The sequence below is a fragment of the Rhodococcus sp. H29-C3 genome (assembly GCF_030063405.1).
Taxonomy (GTDB): domain Bacteria; phylum Actinomycetota; class Actinomycetes; order Mycobacteriales; family Mycobacteriaceae; genus Rhodococcoides.
Window position 1 is genome coordinate 1 of sequence record NZ_JASITC010000021.1, and the last position, 22,981, is coordinate 22,981.

The 22,981-nt window shown below is 61.0% G+C and carries 20 protein-coding genes and 2 pseudogenes; 14 read left to right on the forward strand and 8 right to left on the reverse strand.

Going from position 1 to position 22,981, the window contains the following annotated elements; translation table 11 throughout:
* Positions 1-229 precede the first annotated feature (229 nt).
* The 4 genes from QMK32_RS23445 to QMK32_RS23460 form a co-directional block, all read right to left on the reverse strand.
* Complete coding sequence (locus tag QMK32_RS23445) at positions 230-802, reverse strand: transposase (RefSeq protein ID WP_283477883.1); 573 nt, start codon at positions 800-802, stop codon at positions 230-232.
* On the reverse strand, positions 784-1,899 hold the full coding sequence (locus QMK32_RS23450; RefSeq protein WP_283477885.1) for an IS630 family transposase: 1,116 nt from the start codon (positions 1,897-1,899) through the stop codon (positions 784-786). The genes QMK32_RS23445 and QMK32_RS23450 overlap by 19 nt, the downstream gene beginning before the upstream one ends.
* Positions 1,900-2,329: 430 nt before the next feature.
* Positions 2,330-3,070: a transposase gene (locus QMK32_RS23455; RefSeq protein ID WP_283477886.1), complete on the reverse strand. Its 741-nt coding sequence runs from the start codon at positions 3,068-3,070 to the stop codon at positions 2,330-2,332.
* Between the two features lie 214 nt (positions 3,071-3,284).
* Positions 3,285-4,769, reverse strand: a complete 1,485-nt coding sequence (locus tag QMK32_RS23460) for an MFS transporter (protein WP_283477887.1) — start codon at positions 4,767-4,769, stop codon at positions 3,285-3,287.
* Between the two features lie 78 nt (positions 4,770-4,847).
* Between QMK32_RS23460 and QMK32_RS23465 the strand changes: the two genes are divergently transcribed.
* Genes QMK32_RS23465 through QMK32_RS23475 form a run of 3 tightly spaced genes read left to right on the forward strand, consistent with a single transcriptional unit; the run spans position 4,848 to position 7,855 of the window.
* On the forward strand, positions 4,848-5,342 hold the full coding sequence (locus QMK32_RS23465; protein ID WP_283477889.1) for a MarR family winged helix-turn-helix transcriptional regulator: 495 nt from the start codon (positions 4,848-4,850) through the stop codon (positions 5,340-5,342).
* 9 nt (positions 5,343-5,351) lie between these two features.
* Entirely contained in the window at positions 5,352-7,253 is a 1,902-nt protein-coding gene (locus tag QMK32_RS23470) for a DEAD/DEAH box helicase (RefSeq protein WP_283477890.1), read from the forward strand.
* Positions 7,250-7,855, forward strand: coding sequence for an SWIM zinc finger family protein (locus QMK32_RS23475; RefSeq protein ID WP_283477892.1), 606 nt, complete (start codon positions 7,250-7,252; stop codon positions 7,853-7,855). Before QMK32_RS23470 ends, QMK32_RS23475 begins: the two co-directional genes overlap by 4 nt.
* Positions 7,856-8,934: 1,079 nt before the next feature.
* Here the strand turns inward: QMK32_RS23475 and QMK32_RS23480 are convergent.
* On the reverse strand, positions 8,935-9,723 hold the full coding sequence (locus QMK32_RS23480) for an NAD(P)H-dependent oxidoreductase (protein WP_283477894.1): 789 nt from the start codon (positions 9,721-9,723) through the stop codon (positions 8,935-8,937).
* On the opposite strand from QMK32_RS23480, the gene QMK32_RS23485 reads away from it, so the two are divergent.
* From QMK32_RS23485 to QMK32_RS23500, 4 genes are all read left to right on the forward strand, one after another.
* Positions 9,705-10,193 carry a helix-turn-helix domain-containing protein gene (locus QMK32_RS23485; RefSeq protein ID WP_283477896.1) on the forward strand — a complete coding sequence of 163 codons (489 nt, stop codon included), beginning with the start codon at positions 9,705-9,707 and terminating at the stop codon, positions 10,191-10,193. The genes QMK32_RS23480 and QMK32_RS23485 overlap by 19 nt on opposite strands.
* A gap of 44 nt (positions 10,194-10,237) precedes the next feature.
* Positions 10,238-10,864, forward strand: coding sequence for an IS3 family transposase (locus QMK32_RS23490; protein WP_283477898.1), 627 nt, complete (start codon positions 10,238-10,240; stop codon positions 10,862-10,864).
* A 612-nt stretch (positions 10,865-11,476) separates the two neighbouring features.
* The gene (locus QMK32_RS23495; protein WP_283477899.1) at positions 11,477-11,659 is read left to right on the forward strand and encodes an IS3 family transposase; all 183 of its coding nucleotides are present in this window, start codon (positions 11,477-11,479) and stop codon (positions 11,657-11,659) included.
* A gap of 263 nt (positions 11,660-11,922) precedes the next feature.
* The gene (locus tag QMK32_RS23500) at positions 11,923-12,786 is read left to right on the forward strand and encodes a helix-turn-helix transcriptional regulator (protein WP_283477901.1); all 864 of its coding nucleotides are present in this window, start codon (positions 11,923-11,925) and stop codon (positions 12,784-12,786) included.
* Between the two features lie 214 nt (positions 12,787-13,000).
* Here QMK32_RS23500 and QMK32_RS25470 read toward each other — a convergent pair.
* The 3 genes and pseudogenes from QMK32_RS25470 to QMK32_RS23515 all read right to left on the reverse strand — a co-directional run.
* Positions 13,001-13,141: pseudogene (locus QMK32_RS25470) on the reverse strand (MarR family transcriptional regulator); the annotation flags it as partial.
* Between the two features lie 96 nt (positions 13,142-13,237).
* Positions 13,238-14,455, reverse strand: a complete 1,218-nt coding sequence (locus QMK32_RS23510; RefSeq protein WP_283477906.1) for an MFS transporter — start codon at positions 14,453-14,455, stop codon at positions 13,238-13,240.
* Between the two features lie 2 nt (positions 14,456-14,457).
* On the reverse strand, positions 14,458-14,658 hold the full coding sequence (locus tag QMK32_RS23515) for a 3-oxoacyl-[acyl-carrier-protein] synthase III C-terminal domain-containing protein (protein WP_283477908.1): 201 nt from the start codon (positions 14,656-14,658) through the stop codon (positions 14,458-14,460).
* An 86-nt stretch (positions 14,659-14,744) separates the two neighbouring features.
* Between QMK32_RS23515 and QMK32_RS23520 the strand changes: the two genes are divergently transcribed.
* The 7 genes and pseudogenes from QMK32_RS23520 (at position 14,745) to QMK32_RS23550 (ending at position 22,333) form a co-directional block, all read left to right on the forward strand.
* On the forward strand, positions 14,745-15,347 hold the full coding sequence (locus QMK32_RS23520; RefSeq protein ID WP_283477910.1) for a TetR/AcrR family transcriptional regulator: 603 nt from the start codon (positions 14,745-14,747) through the stop codon (positions 15,345-15,347).
* A 622-nt stretch (positions 15,348-15,969) separates the two neighbouring features.
* Positions 15,970-16,557 (forward strand): TetR/AcrR family transcriptional regulator, encoded by a 588-nt coding sequence (locus QMK32_RS23525; RefSeq protein WP_283477912.1) that lies wholly within the window; start codon positions 15,970-15,972, stop codon positions 16,555-16,557.
* A gap of 103 nt (positions 16,558-16,660) precedes the next feature.
* The gene (locus QMK32_RS23530; protein WP_283477914.1) at positions 16,661-17,557 is read left to right on the forward strand and encodes an NAD(P)-dependent oxidoreductase; all 897 of its coding nucleotides are present in this window, start codon (positions 16,661-16,663) and stop codon (positions 17,555-17,557) included.
* 401 nt (positions 17,558-17,958) lie between these two features.
* The gene (locus QMK32_RS23535; protein WP_283477915.1) at positions 17,959-19,176 is read left to right on the forward strand and encodes an MFS transporter; all 1,218 of its coding nucleotides are present in this window, start codon (positions 17,959-17,961) and stop codon (positions 19,174-19,176) included.
* Between the two features lie 1,076 nt (positions 19,177-20,252).
* On the forward strand, positions 20,253-21,569 hold the full coding sequence (locus QMK32_RS23540; RefSeq protein ID WP_283477916.1) for an IS256 family transposase: 1,317 nt from the start codon (positions 20,253-20,255) through the stop codon (positions 21,567-21,569).
* Between the two features lie 161 nt (positions 21,570-21,730).
* A pseudogene (locus tag QMK32_RS23545) lies at positions 21,731-21,892 on the forward strand (TetR/AcrR family transcriptional regulator); the annotation flags it as partial.
* 12 nt (positions 21,893-21,904) lie between these two features.
* Positions 21,905-22,333 (forward strand): hypothetical protein, encoded by a 429-nt coding sequence (locus tag QMK32_RS23550; RefSeq protein WP_283477938.1) that lies wholly within the window; start codon positions 21,905-21,907, stop codon positions 22,331-22,333.
* Positions 22,334-22,981 lie beyond the last annotated feature (648 nt).

Genomic DNA, 22,981 nt, shown 5'->3' on the forward strand with positions numbered 1-22,981 from the left:
CATCTGCGAGATGCCCTTCGTTGTGGCCGAATCTTTCCCTAGACAAGATTGATTCTTTCACCACGGCAGGGCATTTCGCTTCTGCGACTCGGTCACGTTCACGGCCCAATCGGTGCATTCAGGTTTAATTCAGGCGATCTCGCAACCCCGCGGGTTGTCCAATGCCCACCCACGTCCAGCGCAATGACCTCGCAGGCCCAATGTGGGCTCTACGATCTTGAGCGGGCAATCAGGATGACGTCTGAATTGCAGATCGTTGGGCTCTTGTGCAGTGAAAGCGAATGCGCCGCGCCGAATTCTCTCGGTTTCTGAATCCGCAGGCCGAGCGCTTCACAGTCTTCACCAGCCGGTTGTAACCTTCGGTTCGAGCATTGGTGATACCGGTCTGCACAAAGGCGTTGATCTCAGGCCACCACGCGTCGACTGTCTTGGCAAGGGTGAGCAGTTCGGCGATGTTCGAGTTGATGCACCAGGTCAGGAACCGATGCAACCGATGCAACCGATGCCGAGTCAGGTGCGGATCCCCGCCGACTTGCACAGTCGAGAGCAGCGTCCGTAGTTCTTCTTTCGCGATGTACGAGGAAACGATCTGCCCGCTCGGGTCCTCGTCGACCACAGCGTTCCACATCTTGACGAACCTTTTGTGCGAGAGACGTTCCCGGCCGGTCAGCAGCCGGCGTCGGTTCGCCCATTCGGGGTCGGACTTGCCGCCGCGACGATCTTTGAGTTCCCAGGTGACGCGGCGTCGAACCTTAGTGGTCTGAGTCGTTAGTTCGTCGGGGGTCAGGCAGCTTCGAGGCATTCATCGACTCGTTTGAGTTGGCGGTGGAGGTCGCGGCGGGTGTATCGCCAGGCGAAGGGTGTGGCGGTGCGGTTATAGCGGTCGGCGAAGGCGCGCAACCTGTTCTCGACGGCGGCTAGATCAGGGAAGTCGTTGGGCGTGAGAACTTTACGTTGGACGATGGAGAAGTAGATCTCGACTTGGTTGAGCCACGACGCATGGACCGGCGTATGCACCATCACCGCGTTCGGATACCGGGCGGTGAGGCGGTCGATCGCGGCCTGGCCGCGGTGCGACGATCCGTTGTCGACTACCCAGAACACCCGATCCGCGGAGGCATACGGCTCGCACGTCATCACCTGATCGACCAGCGCGGTGAACTCGGCAATGCCGGTGCTGGCCTCGCACCGGCCGAACACCCGAGCGGTGTGGACGTCGTAGGCGGCGAGGTAGGTCACCGCGCCGCGGCGACGGTAGTCATGGCTCACCCGCATCGCGTGCCGCGGTGTTGCTGCGATCGTCCGGTGGTAGCGATCACGCGCTTGGATCGAGGGCTTCTCATCGGCGGAGATGACGAACTCGTTCTCACCCAACGCTTTCGCCGCGTAGCGGCGGGCGTACAAGTCGAGCACCACAGAGGCTTTCACCTCGAAGTGCGGGTCACGGACGGCGATCCATGACCGGTACTGCCACGGTTTGAGCGCGTCCTCGTCCAACCACCGGCGCACCGTCGACACCGACACGGTGATGCCGTCCGAGGCCATTCGCGTGGCGAGTTCCGGGGTGGACCATCGTGCGATCGGAATCTCGTGTGTGTCCGCGGCGATGTCGGCGGGAGTGTAGATCGGTGGCCGGCCGGACCGTGGTGCGTCGGCGAGGGCGTCGATACCGTCGCGGTGGAATCGGCCGCGCCATTTGCGGACTGTGTCGAGGTGGACATCGATCGCGGCGGCGATCGCGGCGTTGGTGTGGCTGTCGGCGGCGAGGAGCACGATCAACGACCGCAGCACCATCTTCTGCGGTGTCGATCCACGCCGCACCATCGTCTCGAGGACCGAGCGGTCGCTGGTGGAGAGCATGATCGGGCGGGCCGATGGTCTGAAGGATTCATCACTCATGCCTCAAGAGGACACATCAGTCTCATCTGTCACCGAGTGCGACGCGCCGACCATGGCGAAGATCGTGGGTGGTTCACAAGGATCGGGCACGATCGGTTGTGTGCCGACACCACCGGAATCGACGAAAAGCTCACTGCGCCTCAAGCTCAGCGGCCACGCCCGCACCCGCTGGCCGCAGCTTGCAAGCGTGACCGCCCGTTTTCGTGGGACGTTCGCCTACGTCGACGGTGTCCTGCCCGACAAGAGCACCCTGGCATTGATGCGATTGCGGTACAACGGATCCGCGAGTCGGTGGGGCTTCGCGATCCACCTCGCTTCGACTGGAAAGTACGAAGACTCCATGCTGCCCACCGGAGACTTCACCGGCAGCCCGGAAGATGCACTCGACACCGCATGCGGGCTCTATCTCGGTGATCCGACCGCATGGAAACTACCCCCGACGAACGAACGGCTCAGACCACTTAGTCAGCGCCGGGTTCGCGAGCTGTATGAGGTGGAAATGATCGACTACCAGTATCGCGTTAGGCAGCAGCCCCTTGGTTCGCACCGCGGCCGCATAGGCTGCGGCCGGGTCAATTGCCACGTATTCGATCGCGTTCCGAAAGCTCGGGGTTTGTTCGGTTAGCCAGGCGATCACGGCTGCAGTGGTGCGGCCTTCGCGCTGGCCCAGTAGTCCTTGGTTACCCCCAAGGTCTACGAAGCCGGTGTCCCACGGGTCAACCCGCGCCCATCGCCCGGCCTCCTTGCAGTACTCCCACATTGGCTTTCCTCGGCGGGTTTCATCGATCCCAAGCACCCTGGTCGGTAGTGGATCGGCCAGGAGCTTCTCTGCGTGTTCGATGAAAGCTCGGTGCGCGGTCGGCCAGGACACGTGGTGCGCGGCCTTGACCTCGGCCACCGATCTAGCGGCGTCGCCGATCGCCGCACCGATTTGAGTAGATAGCCGGCGGGTGATGCGTGCACGGTGTGGTACCTGCGGAATGGTCTCGGTGAAGGAACCGCGGGTACAGTCGTCCGCCCGACACCACCATCGTGTTTTGTTCCATTGCAGCAGAATTGGATCATTCCCGTACGGGATGTCCTTTGGGCCGGTGCGCACGCGTTCCTTGACCGACGTCGAGAAGACCCCGCACGATGGACACGCCGCCGCGGCGTCTTCGTCGGTGGCCATCTCGACCAACCGCTTACCGGTGCTATCGAGGGATACGTTGATCACCCGTACCCCTGGTAGACCGAACAAGACTGTCGCACTCACAAAGTCACGCCCTCTCTCGGCTTCGCCTAACTTCAAAGACAATTGGGTAGTCAATTCGCGGCACTTCGTGCGCGCAGGTCAGTCGTGATACCAAGCGGTCAGCCTGGGTTTATCGATGAAGGCTCGTCCGCTATTCCTGCTTGGGGGTGTCGGTGACTGGAGAGGTGTAGTCGACGGTGCGGGGCAGTAGGAAGCTTGCGGCGAGGGCGACGCCGACCATCACGATGCCGACCCACATGCTGGTGGAAAAGGCTTGGCCGAATCCGCCCGTACCGCTGCGCTGCTCTGATGTAGAGGAGAGGCGACTGAAGAACAGGGTCCCGATGGCCGCAACTCCGATCGAGGCGGCGAGTTGGGCAACCGTGTTGAAAAGTCCCGATCCGGAACTCGCATGGGCCGCTGGAATCTCTCCAAGAGTGAGCTGCGCCAGGGGTGCGACGGCAAATCCCATGCCCGCGCCGCCCACAAGGACGCCGGGCAGCAAGGCCAGCCACCCAGTTTGAGTCGTCGCGCTATCGGCGACAAAAGCGAGCAGACCGAATCCCAGCGCCAGGAGCAGCAGTCCGATCTGGACGGTGAGCCGCCCAATCTTGGGAACCAGCACTGCGGCACCAAGGATCGCTGTCACAGTGGTCGCGATCGACCACGGCAGCAACGTGAGTCCGGCTCGTATGGGGCTCATGCCAATACCCAGCTGCAACAGCTGCATGAAGATCAGGAAGAAGCCCATGATCGGAATGAAGAAGAGCAGCTGTACGAGCAAGCCGCCGCGCAGGGACCGAATTCGGAACAGGGAGAGTTCAAGGAGTGGTTCACCTCCACGGCCCGCGAGCAGACGCTGCCAACAAGTGAAGCCAATGAGCACCAGAACGCCGGCTGCCATCGACCAGTAGGTCCAGACCGGCCAGGGGCGTGTGCCGCTGACTTCGATGAGGGGATAGACAACCAGTAGCAGTCCGAGCGCCGAGAGCCCTACTCCGATCAGGTCGAGTCGAGGGCGGCTCGGGCTGCGGCTCTCGGGCAAGGTTTTCGCCCCGATGACGAGAGCGGCCAGTCCGACCGGGACGTTGATCCAGAATACGAGACGCCAGCCGAGCCCCCATAGATCGGCCTCGATCAGGATCCCTCCCAGAATCGGACCGATAGAGGCGGCCAAACCGGACAACGCGGAGAATGCGGCCATCGCCCCGCCCCGCTCGTGTGGGGCGTACATCACCTGGATCTGTGAGAGGACCTGTGGGATCAGCGCAGCAGCGAATAATCCCTGCACAACGCGAGCGGTGATGAGCACGACGGGTGTCGGTGCCATCCCGCACACCGCGGAGGCAACGGTGAAGCCAGCAACACCCAGCAGGAACATCCGTTTATAGCCGACGAGATCACCCAAGCGGGCGCCGGTGATCAGCCCGATCGCAAACGCCAGGGTGTAGCCGGCGAGCAACCATTGCAGTTGAGAGGGACTCGCGCCGAGGTCGCGTTCGATGGACGGTGCGGTCACGTTGAGGATGGTCACATCGAGTAGGTCCATGAAGCTGGCGAGCAGGATCACCACCAACGCCGTCGTGCGCGCGGCACCGGCTATTCGGAAATCATTCGTCAGGAATGTATCGGACATACGAGGACTCCGTCGGTCGATGCGGTACTATTGCCTTAACGATTCAGTATCTTAACCATGAAGATAAAGGGGTTGGTTGTGACCGTCAAGTCCCAGAGCGACGCTCAGGTGCGCGCAGAGTTGGTTGACGAGGTGATCGACCGAATGCCGGACTGGGTCACGGCCCTGACGCGCTTGAACGACGCCGTCGCCGACCGGATGGGCGTTGGAGCCACCGACCTGCACTGTCTGCACGCACTGAACCGGCGTGGTCCTTCGACCGCGGGCGAACTCAGCGAACAGCTGGGCCGAATCACCGGCGCGATCACCCACATGATCAACCGCCTAGAAGCGGTCGGCTACGTACGACGCATATCTGACCCGACGGATCGACGGCGAGTGGTCGTCGAGGCGAGCGAGGCAGGCCTTGCGAAAGCAGCAGCGGGTTACATCGGGCTCGATGCTCGGAGTCGGGAAACCCTCGGTGATTTCACCACCGAGCAGTTGCGCGCCATCACCCAATTCGTGCGGGGTGGTATCAACGACGCCGCAGCAGAAATCCAACAGATATCAACCTCGATCCCGGCCGGGTGATCGACACCGATGACGATTACTTCCTCTGAGGGTCTCCAGGCCACCTACTTACCCGAGAGGCACTCGTTCGCGCTGTGGATCCTCGACCATGATGTGGCCGCCCTCCACGCGGCCGCCCGCGACCTCGACGGCTGGACGGATCTGGACATCGACCTCGTCGTGCCGCCGGCCCAAGGATGTGAGCCGAGAGCCGAGGTCCGCACGATCAGGTGCCTGGTGACCGGCACCACCCGACTTGTCGATGGCACGCACGTGGCCCGTGTGATGGGTGTCGCCGCGGCTCAATCGTTCCTCTCTTGGTCCCGCATAGTGGCGTTCCTCGAGGACTCGCCCAACGCCGCCATACCGGCCCACCTCGTTCGCAACCTGCCGATCGCTGCGCATGCGGTGCCCAACCGCCGGGGAACCGCCGTCATGACCCGCGACGCTGCAGTCGACTCGCTGCGTGCCAACCACGCGGTGGAAGCACATGTACGCAGCGCCGGCCTGCCGTTCACTCCGCGGCCGTACCAATCCCACGGAACCGCCTGGCTGACGGCGCTGGCCGGTACGTACCGCGGCGGTGTGCTCGCTGACGAGATGGGCCTGGGTAAGACGGCGCAGGCGATTGCCTACATGAGCTTTCGAGCCGAGGACAAACGTGGGCCCCACCTCATTGCGTGCCCGACCTCCCTCATCACCAACTGGAGACGCGAGCTCAGACGGTTCGCACCGCATCTGGCGATCCATACGTACCGCGGTCCGGCTCGGCAGCTAACGAATCAACCCGAGAGCGACAGCGTCGTGATCATCGGGTACCCGACACTGCGTACCGACTCCGCCGCTATCAATCAAATCAATTGGGACACAGTCTTCTTCGACGAGGCACACATGCTCAAGAATCCGCAGACTCGAGTAGCGCGGGCAGCCCGCACTGTGAACGCCAAGGTCCGTTTCGCTATGACGGGAACGCCTGTGGAGAACCGGTTGGACGAGCTGTGGGCGCTGATGGATCTCACCGTGCCGGGGCTCCTCGGCGATCAACAACGGTTCGCGCGCCGCTTCACTGTCCCCATCGAACAACGCCACTCACAAACAGCCCTCGAGCACCTGCACGACGTCATCGACCCAGTTCTTCTGCGGCGCAAAAAGAGTCAAGTGGCCGGAGATCTTCCACCGAAGTTGCAGTCAGATGTGCTGTGCCAGATCACCAGCGAACAAGAACGCCTGTACAACCGCGCGGTCCGTGATGCGTTCGATGGCGGCCTGGGAGCAGGCGCAAGTCGCAACGGACAAGTACTCGCATTGCTGACCACACTGAAGAAGATATGCAACCACCCGGCCCTCGTAACCGGTGACGATGGGCCTCTCGGCGGCCGGTCCGGCAAGCTCGACCGTCTCACCGAGCTCGTCTCCGAACTCCTCGATTCCGGTGAACGCGCCCTGATCTTCACCCAGTACCGCCAGACGGGTGATCTGCTGGTGCGGCACCTCGCAACCGAGTTCGCGCTAGCCGTGGATTTTTACCACGGTGGATTGGACAACACAGCGCGTGACCGCATCATCGAGGAGTTCCAGCACGAGGGCGAAGGAAAAACGCCCGGCGCACCGATCCTGATCCTGAGCCTCCGGGCAGCAGGCTATGGCCTCAACCTCACCCAAGCGAGCCACGTGATCCACTTCGACCGTTGGTGGAATCCCGCGGTGGAAGCCCAGGCCACCGACCGGGCCCACCGCATCGGACAAGCCCGCACCGTTACGGTCACTGCACTGACCACAGAGGGCACCGTGGAAGAGCACATCGCCGCCATGCACCATCGCAAGAAGGCCATCGCCGACTTAGCAGACAAGAACGCTGCGGGAGGTCTCGCAGCACTCAGCGACGCCGACCTGTACCAGACAGTTTCGTTGACCGACGGGGCGTCACGATGACAATCGCCGAGTTCGGTGCCACCATCTGGGGTCGCGACTGGGTACGGCTTGCCGAGCCGATGCAGATTTCCAAGCCGAATCCCCGTCTACCGAAGGCACGCAGCCTCGCACGCAACGGCCATGTCGAGATCGGTCCTCTCGCTGCGGGCACAATCCGATGTGCGGTCACTGCGGGCAGCACCACCGAGACCGTGTCGATCTCGATACCGTCGTACCTCCCTGATGAAATTCGGGCGGTCACGGCACTGCAAGCGTCAGCGGACGCGATCGAAGCAAAAGGCGGCGACTTACCCGACACCCTGCACGCCCAGCTGGCCGAAGGTGAGCTCAGCGCGGTTCCCAGCACCGCAGACTGCCAATGCACGTGCCGTAGTCGAGCGCAGCCTTGTGTTCACAAGCTCGCCACCTTCTATGTGCTGAGCCAGAGAATCGACGAAAAGCCCTCTCTCGCATTGGAGCTCAGGGGGATCGCTACAGTCCGCGAACTGCCGTCAAGAACTGCACTATGCACCGAACGCTGGGCCGCGTTGACAAAGATCGACATGGCTTACTACTTTTCGACGTCCTCAGTTGAGCGCTCCTGCAATAGTGCGACGGATTGACAGAAGAAACGTGGACTTGATGAGCTCCACAACCAGGGTGAGGACCAGCCGAATACGAATCCGCATACCGGCAGACCTCAGCCGAAACCGTCATTGCGCACATTGCCCGGTCAAGATCGAAGAGCCCGCAAAGCACGGCGACAGCAACTATTCTCGCGTTTTTCCGTCAGCGAAGCACCCTCTTGTAGTGCCTGCAGCAGTACCTCCACCTTACCGAGGAGCGCAGCCCAAGGACTGAATTCATTGCCCGTTCGAGGCAGCACCACACCACCAGCACGGTGCACGTCAGCGCTACAGTCGGCGTGTCCTCCCGCTCCGGACGGGCCAGCCTGTCTCGGAATCGACGACGAGTAGCCAACCGGCGTGTTCCGGTCCACCGCGGACGCGAGGTGGGTCTGTGCTGGCTACGGCATCCGACTTCTCGCTGGTCCGATTGTGTTGCCGGTGTCGAGGGTGGTCGAGGCGAGTCCATTGGAGACTCCTTGCTGATTCGGTGGAGTACCGGCTGCGGCGACGATCCACACGCCGGTCCAAACGATGGCCACTGCGGGTCCGAAGATGCTCAACATTGGCACGCGCGCCCAGCGCTAATCGACTTCCCAAAAGCCCAGTGCAGGAGGGACTCTACAATCAGCGCAAGTAAACAGGCCAGGCTAGTCCGGTAGCGTGGAGCTAGTGTCCTTGATCTACATTGCCGAACTAAACCCCTCGAAGGACGAACTCTTCACCGCCTGGATTCCTCGCCAGCCGTGGGCCATGAATTCGGACACCTCTGGACTGTCGCAGTGGCGGGGACGCCGTCAGCTATGCGCAGTGTCAGCCGCGGATTCACACCGAGGGCCTGTCCGATGTTGTGACAATTGACGATCATCGGCCACGACCACGACTATGAGCGCGGTATGCCGGGGCGGGAGTGATGGTGACGCAACCACACATGCGACGTAAGGAAGAACACACCCGACCACGGCATGGCGGCGCATCCGCCCCTCCACGGACGTTCGGGAATGCGCAGCAGAGGTTTCCTGATATTCAGGACAGGAACACCTCCCCGTCACCTGAGAATATGCAGATGATGGCACTTAACCGCGTACGTGCAAGCCGAAGCCGGTGCGGCCTGCAGACTCGAGACCGTCTTTCAGCTGCAGCGACGGTATCTCGTAGTCACCGTAATTCTGCGGCCGGAATGCGATCGGCTCAGTCGACTCCACCGAGAGCAGACGCTCCACCCACGCCTTTGCGGCTTCCGGGTAAGCCTCCGCGGTCATCCGGTCCGTGCCGTACAGCACGAACGGTGGCAGCAACTCGATGCCCGGATAGTAGAGAATTCCGTGCTGGAACGGGAACAGCAGGTCCTCGATCGGCCCGTTGATACCGCGCGGGGTGTAATGCGACTCCGGTCCCCCCGTAGTCACCGACAGCAGGGCTTTCCTACCCGCGAGGGTGCCTTCACCGAATCGTTCGCCGTACTTGGTATCGCTGTGCTCGCCCACGCCGTACGCGAAGTGGAAGCTGAACACCCGATCTACCCAGCCTTTGAGAATCGCGGGCATCGCGTACCACCACAACGGGAATTGGAAGATGATCGTGTCAGCCCACAGCAACTTCTCCTGCTCCGCAACAACATCCGGCGTGAGCGCCCCGGCATCAAAAGCTCGCCCCGAGTTCCTGGCAACCTGCAGCGGATTCGAGGCGTGGGGGCCGAAGTCGTCGGCGTCGACGACCGCCTTCCAATTCATCTGATAGAGATCACTGACCCGCACTTCGTGCCCGGCGCTCTCCAACGTCGAGATGCACTGCTCCCCGGAAGTTGGACTGAAAAATTCAGTTCCAACTCGAGGGGAGCAGTTGTATGCGTGCGAGCAGTTCACTTACCGAGGATCAGCGGTCGGCAGCGGTAGCGTTGTTCGAGGAGGGCCGGGGCTCGGTGTGGGTGGCCGGCACGCTGAGCGTCAGCAAGGGCGCGGCGGCGGAGCTGCACAAGCGATGGCGGGTTCGTGGGAGGACAGTGTTGACAGAGAAACCGGACCGAACGAGGTTCTCGCAAGAGTTCAAACTCACTGTGGTGCAACGAGTCTTAGCCGGGGAGAGCAAGATCGAACTCGCCCGCGAATACGGGTTGTCGTCGGCGAAGATCATCGAACCGTGGGTGCGGATCTACCGCAGCGAGGGCGCTGAGGGCCTACGTTCGAGACGTCAGGGCCGGCCACCTGCCCCGCCGGGCTCTGCGGCTGCCGACGCCTCCGAACTCGAACAGTTGCGGACCGAGAACGAGCGACTGCGGACGCAGGTGGCGTACCTGGGAAAATTGAAGGCCTTGAGGGATCAGAAACGACGGTGAAGGTCGCCGCTGTCGTGTCCCTCAAGGCGCAGTATCGCCTCGACGTGCTGCTCGATGTCGCCGGGCTGGCCCGCTCGACGTTCTTCTATCACCAGTCCCGGCTCGGACGGCCGGACAAGCATGCAGCGTTGAAGGCCGAGATCACCTCGGTTTTCTCGGGCAGTTTCAAAAGGTACGGGCACCGCCCTGTTCACCGCACTCTGAAGAACAAGGGCTGGCGGGTGGCGAAGAAAACGGTGCTCAAGCTGATGCGTGCGCTCGGACTGCACTGCCCGGTGCGCCGCAAACGCCGCTACGTTTCCTACCAAGGGGAGGTCGGGGCGGTCGCGAAGAACCTGCTCGATCGGGACTTCTCGGCCACGGCGCCGAATCAGAAGTGGGTCACCGACGTCACCGAGTTCCGGGTCGGTGACGAGAAGGCGTACCTGTCGCCGGTGATGGATTTGTTCGATCGCCAGATCATCGCTTACTCGATCGGCATGTCGCCGAGCCTTCAGCTGACCAACACCTCGCTCGTCGATGCGATTGCCACGCTCGATGACGGCGAGGCACCGCTGGTGCACTCGGATCAGGGCTTCCAGTATCAGCACGTGACCTGGCGAGGCTTGATCTCCAACTGCGGTGCAGTGCAATCGATGTCACGTAAAGGTAATTGCCTGTTAACCGGCTAATCGAGGCATGCGAGCAGGTCAGGGCGATATGCACACAGTCGTGGTACTTGTTCTGGGAAGAGAACAGGACTACGACTGTCATATGAGGAACCAACGCACGCTGCGTTCGGAAGCCGGCGCCGAGGCCGTTCATGTCAAGTAAGCGTCTCGATCGTAATGGCGGTGCCTGCGGACTGCCGGGCAAGTCAACGAGTTATCGTCGGTCTAATAATGTTGGTAGACAGGACCGTTCGTGTAGATACGACGAATTGTCGCCACTTCGGATGCCGAGTGTCCCAAGTCGACCCGTGGGGCTCCTCCACGTTGACCCGGACAGGACTTGCCCGACGACACTTTGTTGCCGCCCTGTCCGCTCACACGCCGCACGAACAACCAACTGCCTGGTCAAGTGCCGCGAATCCCGATCGAGCTCGACCGCTCATGGCGAGGTTTCGGGCGACTCAATGCCGCTGTCTTGCTCTCTGTCCGGGCAGTCGCGCGATTTCCGGAGGTCGCGTCGTCGGCGCCTGCACGTGGCGGCTGAAGGTGGTTCATTGCGCCGGTGATGAACCATTCTGCGCAACAACGGAGTTCCCTCAATCGCGATTAGCCGGTCAATGTTATGACAACGCGATGATCGAGAATTTCTTCGGCCATCTCAAAGAGGAAGCGTTCCATCATGTCCGTTACCTGGACATCGACGCGTTGATCACTGCGATCCACCAGTACATCCACTGGTACAACAACGACCGGATATCCCTACGGCTCGAGGGCCTGAGCCCGGTGCACTACCGTGCGCAGACCCTCGCCGCTTAGACTTTCAGTTAGCCAGTCCAACTTCCGGGGCCCAGTGCAAGACCGCGAGATCCTTGAGCGAGCCGTTGAGCGACGTCGGCTCCGGATGCGCATAGACGATCAATGTTTTCATCTGAGCTCCTTCGAAACTAGGTGTCCTTCGATTTTGGGTGCTACGGCCCTTGTTGTTCAGGGTCGGTTCGTCCGTAGGACAGGAATTCCTGGTATCGGCAGGACCACCTTCACTCCCACTATCTAGGCCATACCGCGTACATACTGGGGGCATGGACGATCTTGCGGGTTTTCTGCGGACCCGGCGTTCCCGGATCGACCCGGTCGCAGTCGGCATTCCCACCGACAGGCGCCGCCGGGTCGAAGGACTGCGCCGCGAAGAAGTCGCCCATCTGTCCGGAGTCAGCGTCGACTACTACATACGCCTGGAGCAGGGTCGCGCAACCGAACCCTCCGACCAGGTCCTCGACGCTCTCGCTCGGGTTCTCTACCTCGATGACACAGAATGTGGACACCTGCACCGCCTCGCTCGACAACGTCGACGCCGCACCAAAACACCGAACGGACATCTGCGACCGGAACTGCTCCGCGTCCTCGACCTGGTATTGGGCGCACCCGCGCTGATCATGAACCATCGCCTGGACGTGATCGCCGGAAACTCCCTCGCCCGCCTCCTGTACGGGAGACCAATACCAGGCCTGAACACCGCCCGCCACATCTTCCTCGCCGAAGCCGAACGTGGTCTCTACGCAGACTGGGACACATGCACCCTCGACGTCGTCGGACATCTGCGGCTGGCTGCTGGCACATACCCCGATGACCCACGATTGGCTTCGCTGATCGGTGAACTCGCGATCGGCAGCGAACGTTTCCGCCGACTCTGGTCCCGCGCAGACGTCCGGGCCCGCACCCACGGACGCAAGGCATATCGACACCCACTGGTGGGACTCCTGGAACTCCATCAAGAGAACTTCGCATTACCCGATCAACCCGGTGTGGAACTAATCGTGCTTACCGCAACCCCCGGGAGCTCCACCGCAGTCGGCCTTCGTTTACTCGAAAGCCTGGAAGAAAATACTGACGCGCCCACAAATTCACGCCCGGAGCCATCCCCCGGAATTTGTCAAGGCGGGTGAGTCCAGGGATGCCGGTTGCGTGAAAAAGTCGGACCACCTCATCGAGTACCGGGGCAATCGAGAGTAGATGTTCCTGATCGGATTGTGTGAGCCGTACGAGCAGTTGCTCGAGCAGTTCGACGCATCCCGCTCGTCGTTGCTCCACAATCGAGGCGCCCTTGAGGGTCAGCGAGAGCAGGATTGCCCTCTTGTCGACGGGATCGTACTGCCGGGTGACCAACCCATCCCGCTCGAGCTTCGCGGCGGCGGCGGTAAGCGCAGGTTGCTTGATCTGTTCGCTTTCCCCCAGATCGCTGAGTCGGCATGGACCGCGGCGCGAAAGTGTATGCAGTACTGACAGTGAGGAGAAGCTCAATCGCCCCTACGCGGGGAGGCGAATGAAGACCGAGTTGAAGTCCTCGATCGAGGTGGCTAGTCGACTCACGGTCCTGGCCGTCACCGGCCAGCAATATCAATCCTTGATGTAGCTGGTACCTACTCTCCGCGGCCGGCGGCTGAGGAACAGTAGGAGTACCGCACCGGCGGCGAGGATCGCGCCGATAGCGGGGAGAAGCGAGACGTTGCCACCTCGCGAGAGCGCGATGGAACCGATCCAGGCGCCGGCGGCGTTGGCGAGTTGGAAGCCTGCGATATTGACAGTCGCCGCAAGATGCGGTGCCTCGTGTGCTGCTCCGATGAGTTTCGAGGCAAGCGGTGGGATGATGGAAAATCCGGCGGCACCGAGGACGAACATCCACACGAACGCGAACCACGGTGTGCTGCCGAAGGCGAACAATACTGCGAGGGCGACCGTGAGTGCTGTCAGTGCCACATACAGGGTGCGGTCCAGTGCCTTGTCGGCGAAGTGGCCGCCGAGTTGGTTCCCGGTGACGGAGCCGAGTCCGAACAGGAACAACGCGATGGTGACAGTGGATATTGAAATACCGGCGTGGTCGGTCAGATATGGCGAGATGTAGGTGAACACGACGAACAGTGCCGCTTGGCTCAGCGCGGTCAATGCGATGGCCCACAGGACAGGGCCGCGGGTGAAGACGTTCAGTTCGGATGCGATTTTTCCGCCGCGGCGAGATTGGGGCGCTTGCCGGGTCGATACGAGGAGTCCGGCAGTGACCAGGAGTTGGAACAGAGCGATGATCGCGAAGGACCACCGCCAGCCCAGTTGGGTGCCGATCAAAGTCCCCAAGGGCACCCCGAGCACGGTCGCGAGGTTGAGTCCGAGGGTGACGCGGGCGATCACGCGGCCTTGGAACTCCGGTGCGACCAGCGACGTTGCCAACACCAGGCACAGTGCGAAAAATGTGGCGTGGGGGAGTGCGGTGAGGACGCGAAAGATCACCAGGGTCGAGAAGTTGGGTGCGAGTGCGGTACCGATGTTGCCGGCGATGAACAGGGCCATCAGGGCGATGATGAGCGGTGTTCGCGGTATTCGGGTGGTGGCGATGGTCAGCAGGGGGCCGCCGATCACCACGGTCGCGGCGTAGATCGTGATGAGCAGGCCCGCCGTCGAGTTGGAGACCCCGACGCCCGAGGAGATGTCGGGGAGTACCCCGGCGACGAGGTATTCGACGGTGCCTACGCCGAAGACCGCGAGCAGCATCCAGACGATGACGGTATTTGCATTTGTGGTGCGCCCGGTTTCCGTTGTGTCGATCTGAGTCTCGTTGACCATCACTACCCCTTCGTCGATGTTTGGTATCCGGTGTACTCGACGACCGCACAGCGCCATGTGAATCCGACACCGATGCCGGTGAGCATGATCCGGTCGCCGGGTGCCAGAATCTCGGTGCGGCGCACGATGTCGAGTCCGAGCAATGGATCTGCTGCGCCGGTGTATCGGTGAGAAACTAACTTTCCAAGAGAACGGTAAGCCATTCGCTTAGTGATCGCTACACGAGCAGGTAGGATCGCAGTACAAGTCCGATTCCTCGGCCTTGGCGTGACAAGAGCGGGGAGGTTGCATGGCTGGCGTACCAGGGCAAGGTCGAAAGTTCGATGTGGACGCTGCGTTGGACCACGCGATGTTCGCCTTCTGGCGGCACGGATACGAGGGAACGTCGGTGGCGACGCTGACATCTGCAATGCAGATCAATCCGCCGAGTCTGTACAGCGCCTTCGGAGGGAAAGAAGGCGTGTTCTTTGCTGCCATCGACCGCTACAACTCGACCCGGGGTGACTTCATGGATCGAGCCTTCGCGGAGGAAGCTCACGCGCCGAACCTGATTCGGCGTCTGCTCTTCGGTGCGGCCTCGCACTACACTGACGAGTCGTGTCCGGGCGGCTGTCTGATCATCAGTTCAGCGGTGAGCGTCACCGACGCGAACAGTCACATTGCAGATCGTCTACGCGATATGCGAAATGCCAACATCCAGTTACTCGCCGAGAGGATCGCCGTGGACGTCATCGACGGCCTGCTGTCCGCCGAGTGCGATCCGGAGGAACTGGCCGAATTCATCGGAATCACAATTCAGGGTATGTCCCAGCGTGCGCGAGACGGAGCGAGTCGGCATCAACTGAATCGGGTTGCACACAGAGTTTTCGAGTCGCTGGACCTGACAGCCTGATTCCTGTCCGCCTGACAACACATTTGATGTGCAACAAACTCAGAGAGGCGCAGTCGGGTCCGCGACAAGTGCCTCCACCGGCGCATTTCAGGCCGCTCGACCTCGTACCCGAATAGTGCTCGGCTAGCGCCTTCGCTGCAGTGCAAATGAACCACGACTGCGCCCGCAGCGCCTTCGCGTCTCGCGCTCACGAATACGAATACGAATACGAATACGCGAGGAGCCTCGCATCCACGAGATGGGCCTCATGCTGGAACGAAGCAGTCCATGGCAGGTCCGAATTCCCTTGGCATGCAACGACGCTCCAACGCCGAGGAATACTCATCAATCTAACCCATCGATGGATCGAGGCTTAAAGCTAGAACCCCGGCACTGGCGACTATGTCAATCGATAGCTGTCAGACATCGTCGTAATTGTGGCGGCGTATAAGCCCTGGAACCCGCCGAGCATCACTGCAGGCCGATCAGTTAAGCGCACTGCGTCACCGTGATTCGTCAGTTCGCTAGGGTTCTAAGTGTGATGCACATCGCAATTCGTACGATTCGGAATCGGTTGCCTCCGAGGCGCATACGCGCTAGCGTTTCACCTAACGGGAACGAACAGTCCAGATTGGACGGGGAAATGCGCACTGTCAGCTTCGATCGCGACCAAGCATTGAGTGATGCCATGGACGTCTTCTGGGAGAAGGGGTTCACCGACGCTTCGATCGAGGATCTGACCTCCGCAACGGGCCTCCATAGAAGTAGCCTTTACAACACTTTCGTCGGGAAACGTGAGCTATTTCTAGCTGCTCTAGCGCGGTATCATGAGCGATGCTCATCGCAGCACTGGGCTCTCGCCCATGACGAAAATCCGGTACGCGCCATACGCGATCTGGTCCAGACGATTCTGTCCGATGAACTCGACGACTCCCGAGGTATGGGATGTCTGGTCGCGAACGCAGCGCTCGAGTTCAGTGGTCGTGATCCAGAAGTGCGGGCATTGACATCTGCAAACCTCACAGAGATGAGCGAAGCCATCGCCTCTGCCGTTACGCGGGGTCAGAGCCTGAGCCTCCTCAGTGAGGCGATCGATGCGACAGCGGTGGCGCGATCGATCGTGACCACCATTCAAGGACTGCGCGTCATCGCGAAAGCACTGTCGGGAGAAGATCGCATCGACTGGCTATCCGATGCGACGGAGTCGTGCCTGCGCTGTCTACAACGATGACCAATCTTCAACCACAAATTTTCTAAGTGCGCCCGGTTCGCTGCCCTGAGGGGTCATTTCATGCATATCTGTACCGACCGATCCAACTGTTTAGGAGTATTTCATGAGTGTGAATACCGAGCGACCATTGATTGCCGTACTGGGCACCGGGACAATCGGAGCGCCGATAGCACGAAGTCTGCATCGCGCCGGAAACCGAGTGACCGTCTGGAATCGAACCGCATCGAAAGCCGAGGTCCTGGCCCTTGACGGTATCGGCGTGGCCACGGACATCGCCGCTGCGGTCCGCGGCGCAGATATCGTTTTGACGGTGGTCAAAGACGCGCCGGCAGTGGTGGGTCTTCTCGACGCCGCAGGCGACGCACTGTCGAGCGGCACCGTGTTGATCCAAATCGGCACGGTGGGCGTGGCCGGCATCGACCGGATCACTACCGAGGCGCGCATACGAGGCCTTCGCTTGGTCGATGCGCCGGTTCTCGGGACGAAGGGGCCAGCGGAAAACGGTCAACTGGTCGTCCTGGCATCTGCAGCAGCGGATATTCGGGACTCGGTGATGCCGATTTTCGATGCTATCGGGAAAGCAACGATCTGGGTGTCAGAGACACCCGGTGACGCAAGCAAGCTCAAACTTGTTGTGAACAACTTGATTTCAGCAATCACTCATGGGGTCGCAGAATCGATTGCCCTTGCCGAGGCACTCGGGCTCGATCCGCAACTCTTCGTCGACGCGACGAGCGGTGGCCCACTCGAGTCTGCTTTCGGTTCCATCAAAGCCCAGGCAATTCTCACCCGAGACTTCTCTCCCAGCTTCACCGTGGACAACGCCGTCAAGGACTCCCAGCTCGCGGCGACAGCAGCGGAGGATGCCGGAGTATGGCTACCCCAGGCCCTCGCCGGCCTCGAGCGCTATCGACATGCAGCTGATCTCGGTCACGGCGGATCCGACATGGCCGCTAGCTACTTCGCCGGCAAGACACGCGGCCAGGCTGTGGTTCGATGACCGACATTCTCGGGTTCCGCTCGAAGATCGGGTTTGTCGTATCGTCCACAAATACGAGCCTGTAACCGGAAATTGACGGTAGGCGGCCGCATGGGTTCATCAACCACATCTCGCGCATGCAGACTCGGAACACCGCGATGGTCGAGCAACCAGGCTTCGATCAGGTTCTCGATGCTATGCGTGCTTCTGCAACACCTGCCGTCGAATCGGTCTGCACCGCAAATCTGGACGTAATCGTGATCGGTATATCACCAGAGGCGTTCTGGAGCGGATCCGACGACCAAACAAAAGTAGTGCAGTAGTTCGAGATGACTGCGAGTGGCCGCCTGGTGGTCACCAGTGCCGATGCGATCGGTGCCGCGCTCACTCAGCACTGACCGTCCCCACTCGAAAGGGCACACATGGCATCGACACGAACCGCTTTTCCGTTGCTCGGACTCTTGGCCTTCACAGTGTCGGGCTTTCTCACCATCATGACCGAGAACATGCCCTCAGGGCTCCTGCCTGAAATAAGCCGAGCTTTGAACGTGTCCGAGAGCTTCGCGGGGCAACTCCTGACCCTCTATGCACTGGGGTCGGTCGTCGCAGCCATCCCCATCGTCACCGCAACCCGCGGTGTCGCCAGACGACCACTACTGCTCACCACGATCGCCACCCTGCTGGTTTTCAATTCCATCACCGCGCTGTCCGGAAACTACGTTGTCACGCTCGGTGCGCGATTCGTTGCTGGAATGGCAGCTGGTGTCATCTGGGGCCTCCTCGCCGGATACGCACGCCGGCTGGTCCCGGCCAACCAACAAGGAAAGGCCATGGCCATAGTCGGCGTCGGGCAGCCCATCGCACTATGCCTCGGAGTTCCGCTCGGCGCATGGCTCGGCAGTATTCTCGACTGGCGTGGAGTGTTCTGGACCATGTCTGTTATCGCAGCCATACTGCTGATCTGGATCCGCGTCTCCGTTCCGAACTTTCCCGGACAAACGTCCGAACAACGCCGGACCGTCAGAGATGTCGCAACTACACCCGGACTCAGACCGATCCTTGCAGTCATCTTTGTCTGGCTCTTTGCCCACAACATTCTTTACACCTACATCGCACCGTTCGTCGCTGCCGCCGGTCTCGGTGCAAACCGAACCGGTCTCGTGCTCTTGATCTTCGGCTTGTCGTCGATCGCCGGGGTATGGTTCGTCGGCGCTCGGGTCGACGCAGCGTTGCGCCCGCTGACAATCATCAGCCTCGCGGGGTTCGCGGCCTCCGCTGTGGTGATAGCTTTCGCGTCGAGTTCCCCAGTCCTGGCGTACATCGGCATCATTACATGGGGCTTGACCTTCGGCGGTGCCCCTACCCTGCTGCAAACAGCGACTGCAGACATCGGTGGCAACGATGCCGACGTCGCAATTTCGATGCTGGTCACTGTCTTCAACCTTGCAGTGGCAGGAGGTGGCCTCGTCGGCGGAATCCTGCTCAACCCGCTCGGTGTGACCCGCTTTGCATGGATCCTTCTGACCTTGGCGCTGATCGGCCTGGTCATTGTCTGGCGCAATCCAAAAGCTTTTCGACCAGGACACCGAAACGACCAGATCGAACCGTCTGCAGCCAGCGCTGACGCAGTCTCGACCTGACCTCCGCATCTGAATCTGCTGCACACAGCATGAACGGGCCGTTACCGAGCGAGAGGCCTCGCTCCCAGCGTCAGGAAACGAGCCTCTCGCAGTAACGCAGCCTGACGCTCGTCGACGAATTTAACATCAGACGGCCAGCGGGCCGAGAAGGAGTCGCAATCGACTCCACGACCTACGGCAACATCTCACGAAGCCCCCTCGACACTGCATCGCCACCCTGATCGATCCGCTCCTCGTCCAAGCAAGCTTCCAGGTCAGCAGGTCGTTGCCACGCGGCTACGGAGATCGGCCGGACAAAGCGACGACGGAACTGCACCTTGGGCTCGAGCAGTTGCGGTGAGGCCAGATTGATCAGTGCCCAGAAATCCTCGAGGTGATTTTCGACCGGCGCGTTCCGGGCAACGCAATCCTCGCGCGGGCCGCGATGCTTCGCGCGACCTACGACACTTGTGTGCGGGGATTCTTCAAGGCCTGCGCCTCGTCGAACACCGCTGTGGCCCACTAGTGCTCCATTAGGACAGGGCTATGTATGCGTAGCGTCGGCCGGTAAAGCACTGCCGTCCTGTTATATATCGTCTCCAGCGGCCCGCCACCCCAAATCATCGTCCGTAGGTTTAGGTGCACCGTGCGATCTCGTGTGCCTAGTTGCCGACCAGCGACGTGGGACAAACCACCACCCGCGGGCCCTCATCGGAGCACTCGATGAGGTAGCCGATTGCCTGCAGAGTTGCTCAAGATTGCCGCCTGACGCCCACGCTGCGCCGCGACCTCTGTGAACCTGAACCCGTCCGAGCATCCGCGAGGTGTAGGTACTCTCGATTCGTTGCCCTCTGAGCTCTGCCGCGCAGACCATGCCATTCCTAGCATGTGTGGCTTCATATTTGGTTGGACGCGATTTGTCTACTGGATAGTGGCCTCCTCGCGCGCCGAAAAGACTCCTGACGGCTCGCGGAGGAGCAATGATCAATACCTGTGGATGAGGATCTGGGAGGGCGCACCTTCCCGGAGGATGATCTTCACGGAATCAGGTATTCGATCAAGACCAGCGTTGGCGCGCTGGTTGGGAAGGTACGCCCTTGCTCAAGGTAGTTCACGACAAGGATTCAGCCAACGAGACCGGCACGGCTGCTGGTAGGTCGTTGATCGATGAGATCGTCCGTGACGGTGCCCGGCGGATGCTCGCCGCAGCATTACAGGCCGAGGTCGCCGACTACATCGACCGCTTCGCCGACGAGGTAGACGAGAACGGACACCGGCTGGTGGTCCGTAACGGCTATCACCGTGAACGTGAGGTGGTGACGTCCTCGGGGGCGATCTCGGTGACCGCGCCTCGCGTCAACGACAAGAGGGTCGACCCGGAAACTGGCGCACGGCAGCAATATTCGTCGAAGATTCTTCCGGCGTGGGTGCGGAAGTCGCCGCAAATGGCCGAGGTGCTGCCGCTGCTGTATCTGCATGGTTTGTCTACCAGCGATTTCGGGCCGGCGTTGGAGCAGTTCCTCGGCTCGGGTGCCGGGTTGTCGGCATCGGCGATCACCCGTCTCACCACGCAGTGGCAGGACGAGACGAAAGGATTCGCCGAACGGGATCTGTCGAGCTCGGACTACGTGTACCTGTGGGTCGACGGGATCCATCTGAAGGTGCGCCTCGAGCAGGAGGAATTATGCTTGTTGGTGATGATCGGGGTCCGCGCGGACGGCCGCAAAGAGCTCGTCGCGTTGACCGACGGCTACCGCGAATCAACGGAGTCGTGGGCGGATCTGCTGCGCAGTTGCAGGCGGCGCGGCATGGCCGCTCCGGTGCTGGCGATGGGCGACGGTGCACTCGGGTTCTGGAAGGCGCTGCGGGAGGTGTTCCCGTCCACCCGGGAGCAGCGTTGCTGGTTCCACAAGCAGGCGAACGTGCTGTCCTGTTTGCCGAAGTCGGCGCATCCGGGCGCGATGTCGGCGATGAAGGAAATCTACAACGCCGAGGATATCGACAAGGCTCAGCTGGCGATCAAGGCATTCGAAATCGACTACGGTGCAAAGTATCCCAAAGCTGTCGCGAAGATCACCGGTGACATGGATGTGTTGTTGGAGTTCTATAGGTACCCAGCCGAGCATTGGGTGCATCTGCGGACGACGAATCCGATCGAATCGACCTTCGCGACAGTACGTTTGCGAACGAAGGTGACGAAGGGGCCTGGTTCGCGGGCAGCGGGACTGGCTATGGCGTACAAGTTGATCGAGGCAGCGCAGGCGCGGTGGCGTGCGGTGAATGCGCCGCATCTGGTGGCGTTGGTGCGAGCGGGTTCGACGTTCCACAAAGGCAAACTCATCGAACGGCCTACCGACATCACGCCGGAAACGTCACCGGATCAAGCAGAGTCGAGCGGGAGCGAGGTCGCCTGAAAACTTCTCGATCCACAGGTCTTGACAATATCTCCTCGCGGAGCGTGCGAGCACGTCCCACAGATATCCCAAGCGGGATCACAGCCTCGCATCCGGCAGAGCCGGGATGGGTCACAGGTTTATGTATGGACAGATCGATACACTATTGCTAGATTCAGGTTATGGGTCGGAACGCCGCGTTTGTGCGAGTCGCAGTCGTCGAGGCTGCACTCGGTGAGTTTTGGGCCCATGGATTCAACGGAACCAGCACCGAGACGCTCTGCCGTGTGACCGGCCTCGGGCGTAGCAGCTTGTATCACGCATTCAGTAGTAAAGTTGGTTTGTACGAAGAGTGCATGGCTGCCTATCTCGGCGCTGCGGACCAGTCCGTGGATGGAGTCCTCGAGCAGGAATCGCTGACGGTGCTCGAAAGAATGACGGTCTTGTTCGACGATTTGATCGACGATGAGCTCGACAAACGGTTGAAAGGACGTCCGTCGGGTTGCTTCTCGGTGAATACTGCTCTCGAAGCTGCAGACGATCCGGCGTTGGCCGTGGCGCACGGCCAAATATCGAAGAATCTCAGGGACCGACTTGCGGTGATGGCGAGCTACCTCAGGGTAGGTCAGGCGCGGGGAGATATAGCCTGTGCGATGGCCCCCGCCTCGCAGGCCGAGGTGATCAACGGGGCCGTAGTGGGAATAAGGGTTGCATCGCGGGTGGGGTCCGGCCGAGAGTCGATGCGTGCCATCGCCGATGGTGCGTTGCTCGTCCTGACCCCATAGGTCCGATCAGCATCGCACTATCGTGCTGAGTTCGTTGTGAACTGATCAGTACACAATTTTTGTGGTCATGACTGTTCACCTGGCGAGTCTGGTCATGACTGTTCACCTGGCAGTCGTTGCCTCATGCGAATCGAAGACAAAGGGGGAATTCCGTGGAGTACACATAAACTGCGCCTGAGCCGACCAAAGTTGATGTAGCAGTGCAGGATACCGCTGCGATCGAGTGGACTGTGGCTCGACAGATACGTTTGGCCGAAGTTCGGGCCACACCAGACGGCCATATCGCAGTGATACTTGGCCGAGCGGCTTGCCGACAGCATCACCGGGCACTCGGCTGTCGTGGGCGTGGTGATAGCGAGAGAGAACGCATTCCGCGTTGCCCGGACACCACCCGCGCCGCGACCGATATTGCCGGCGGTCGCGCGATCTACCGAGACCACTCTCGCTATTCGATAGTTCAGATGCCGCGCGATGTCGAACGATGAATCAACATGCAGGTGCCCAGGATGCCATAGCCGCTCAGTAGGGAAACTCGCGCTCAGCGGAAGCACCGCAAACATCTTGATGCCTCGAGAAGGGAACGTTTCGTGAGGTCCACCGTCCAGCGACAAGCTGACGCACCGCAGATGCAGCTCAGCAGTGATGTTT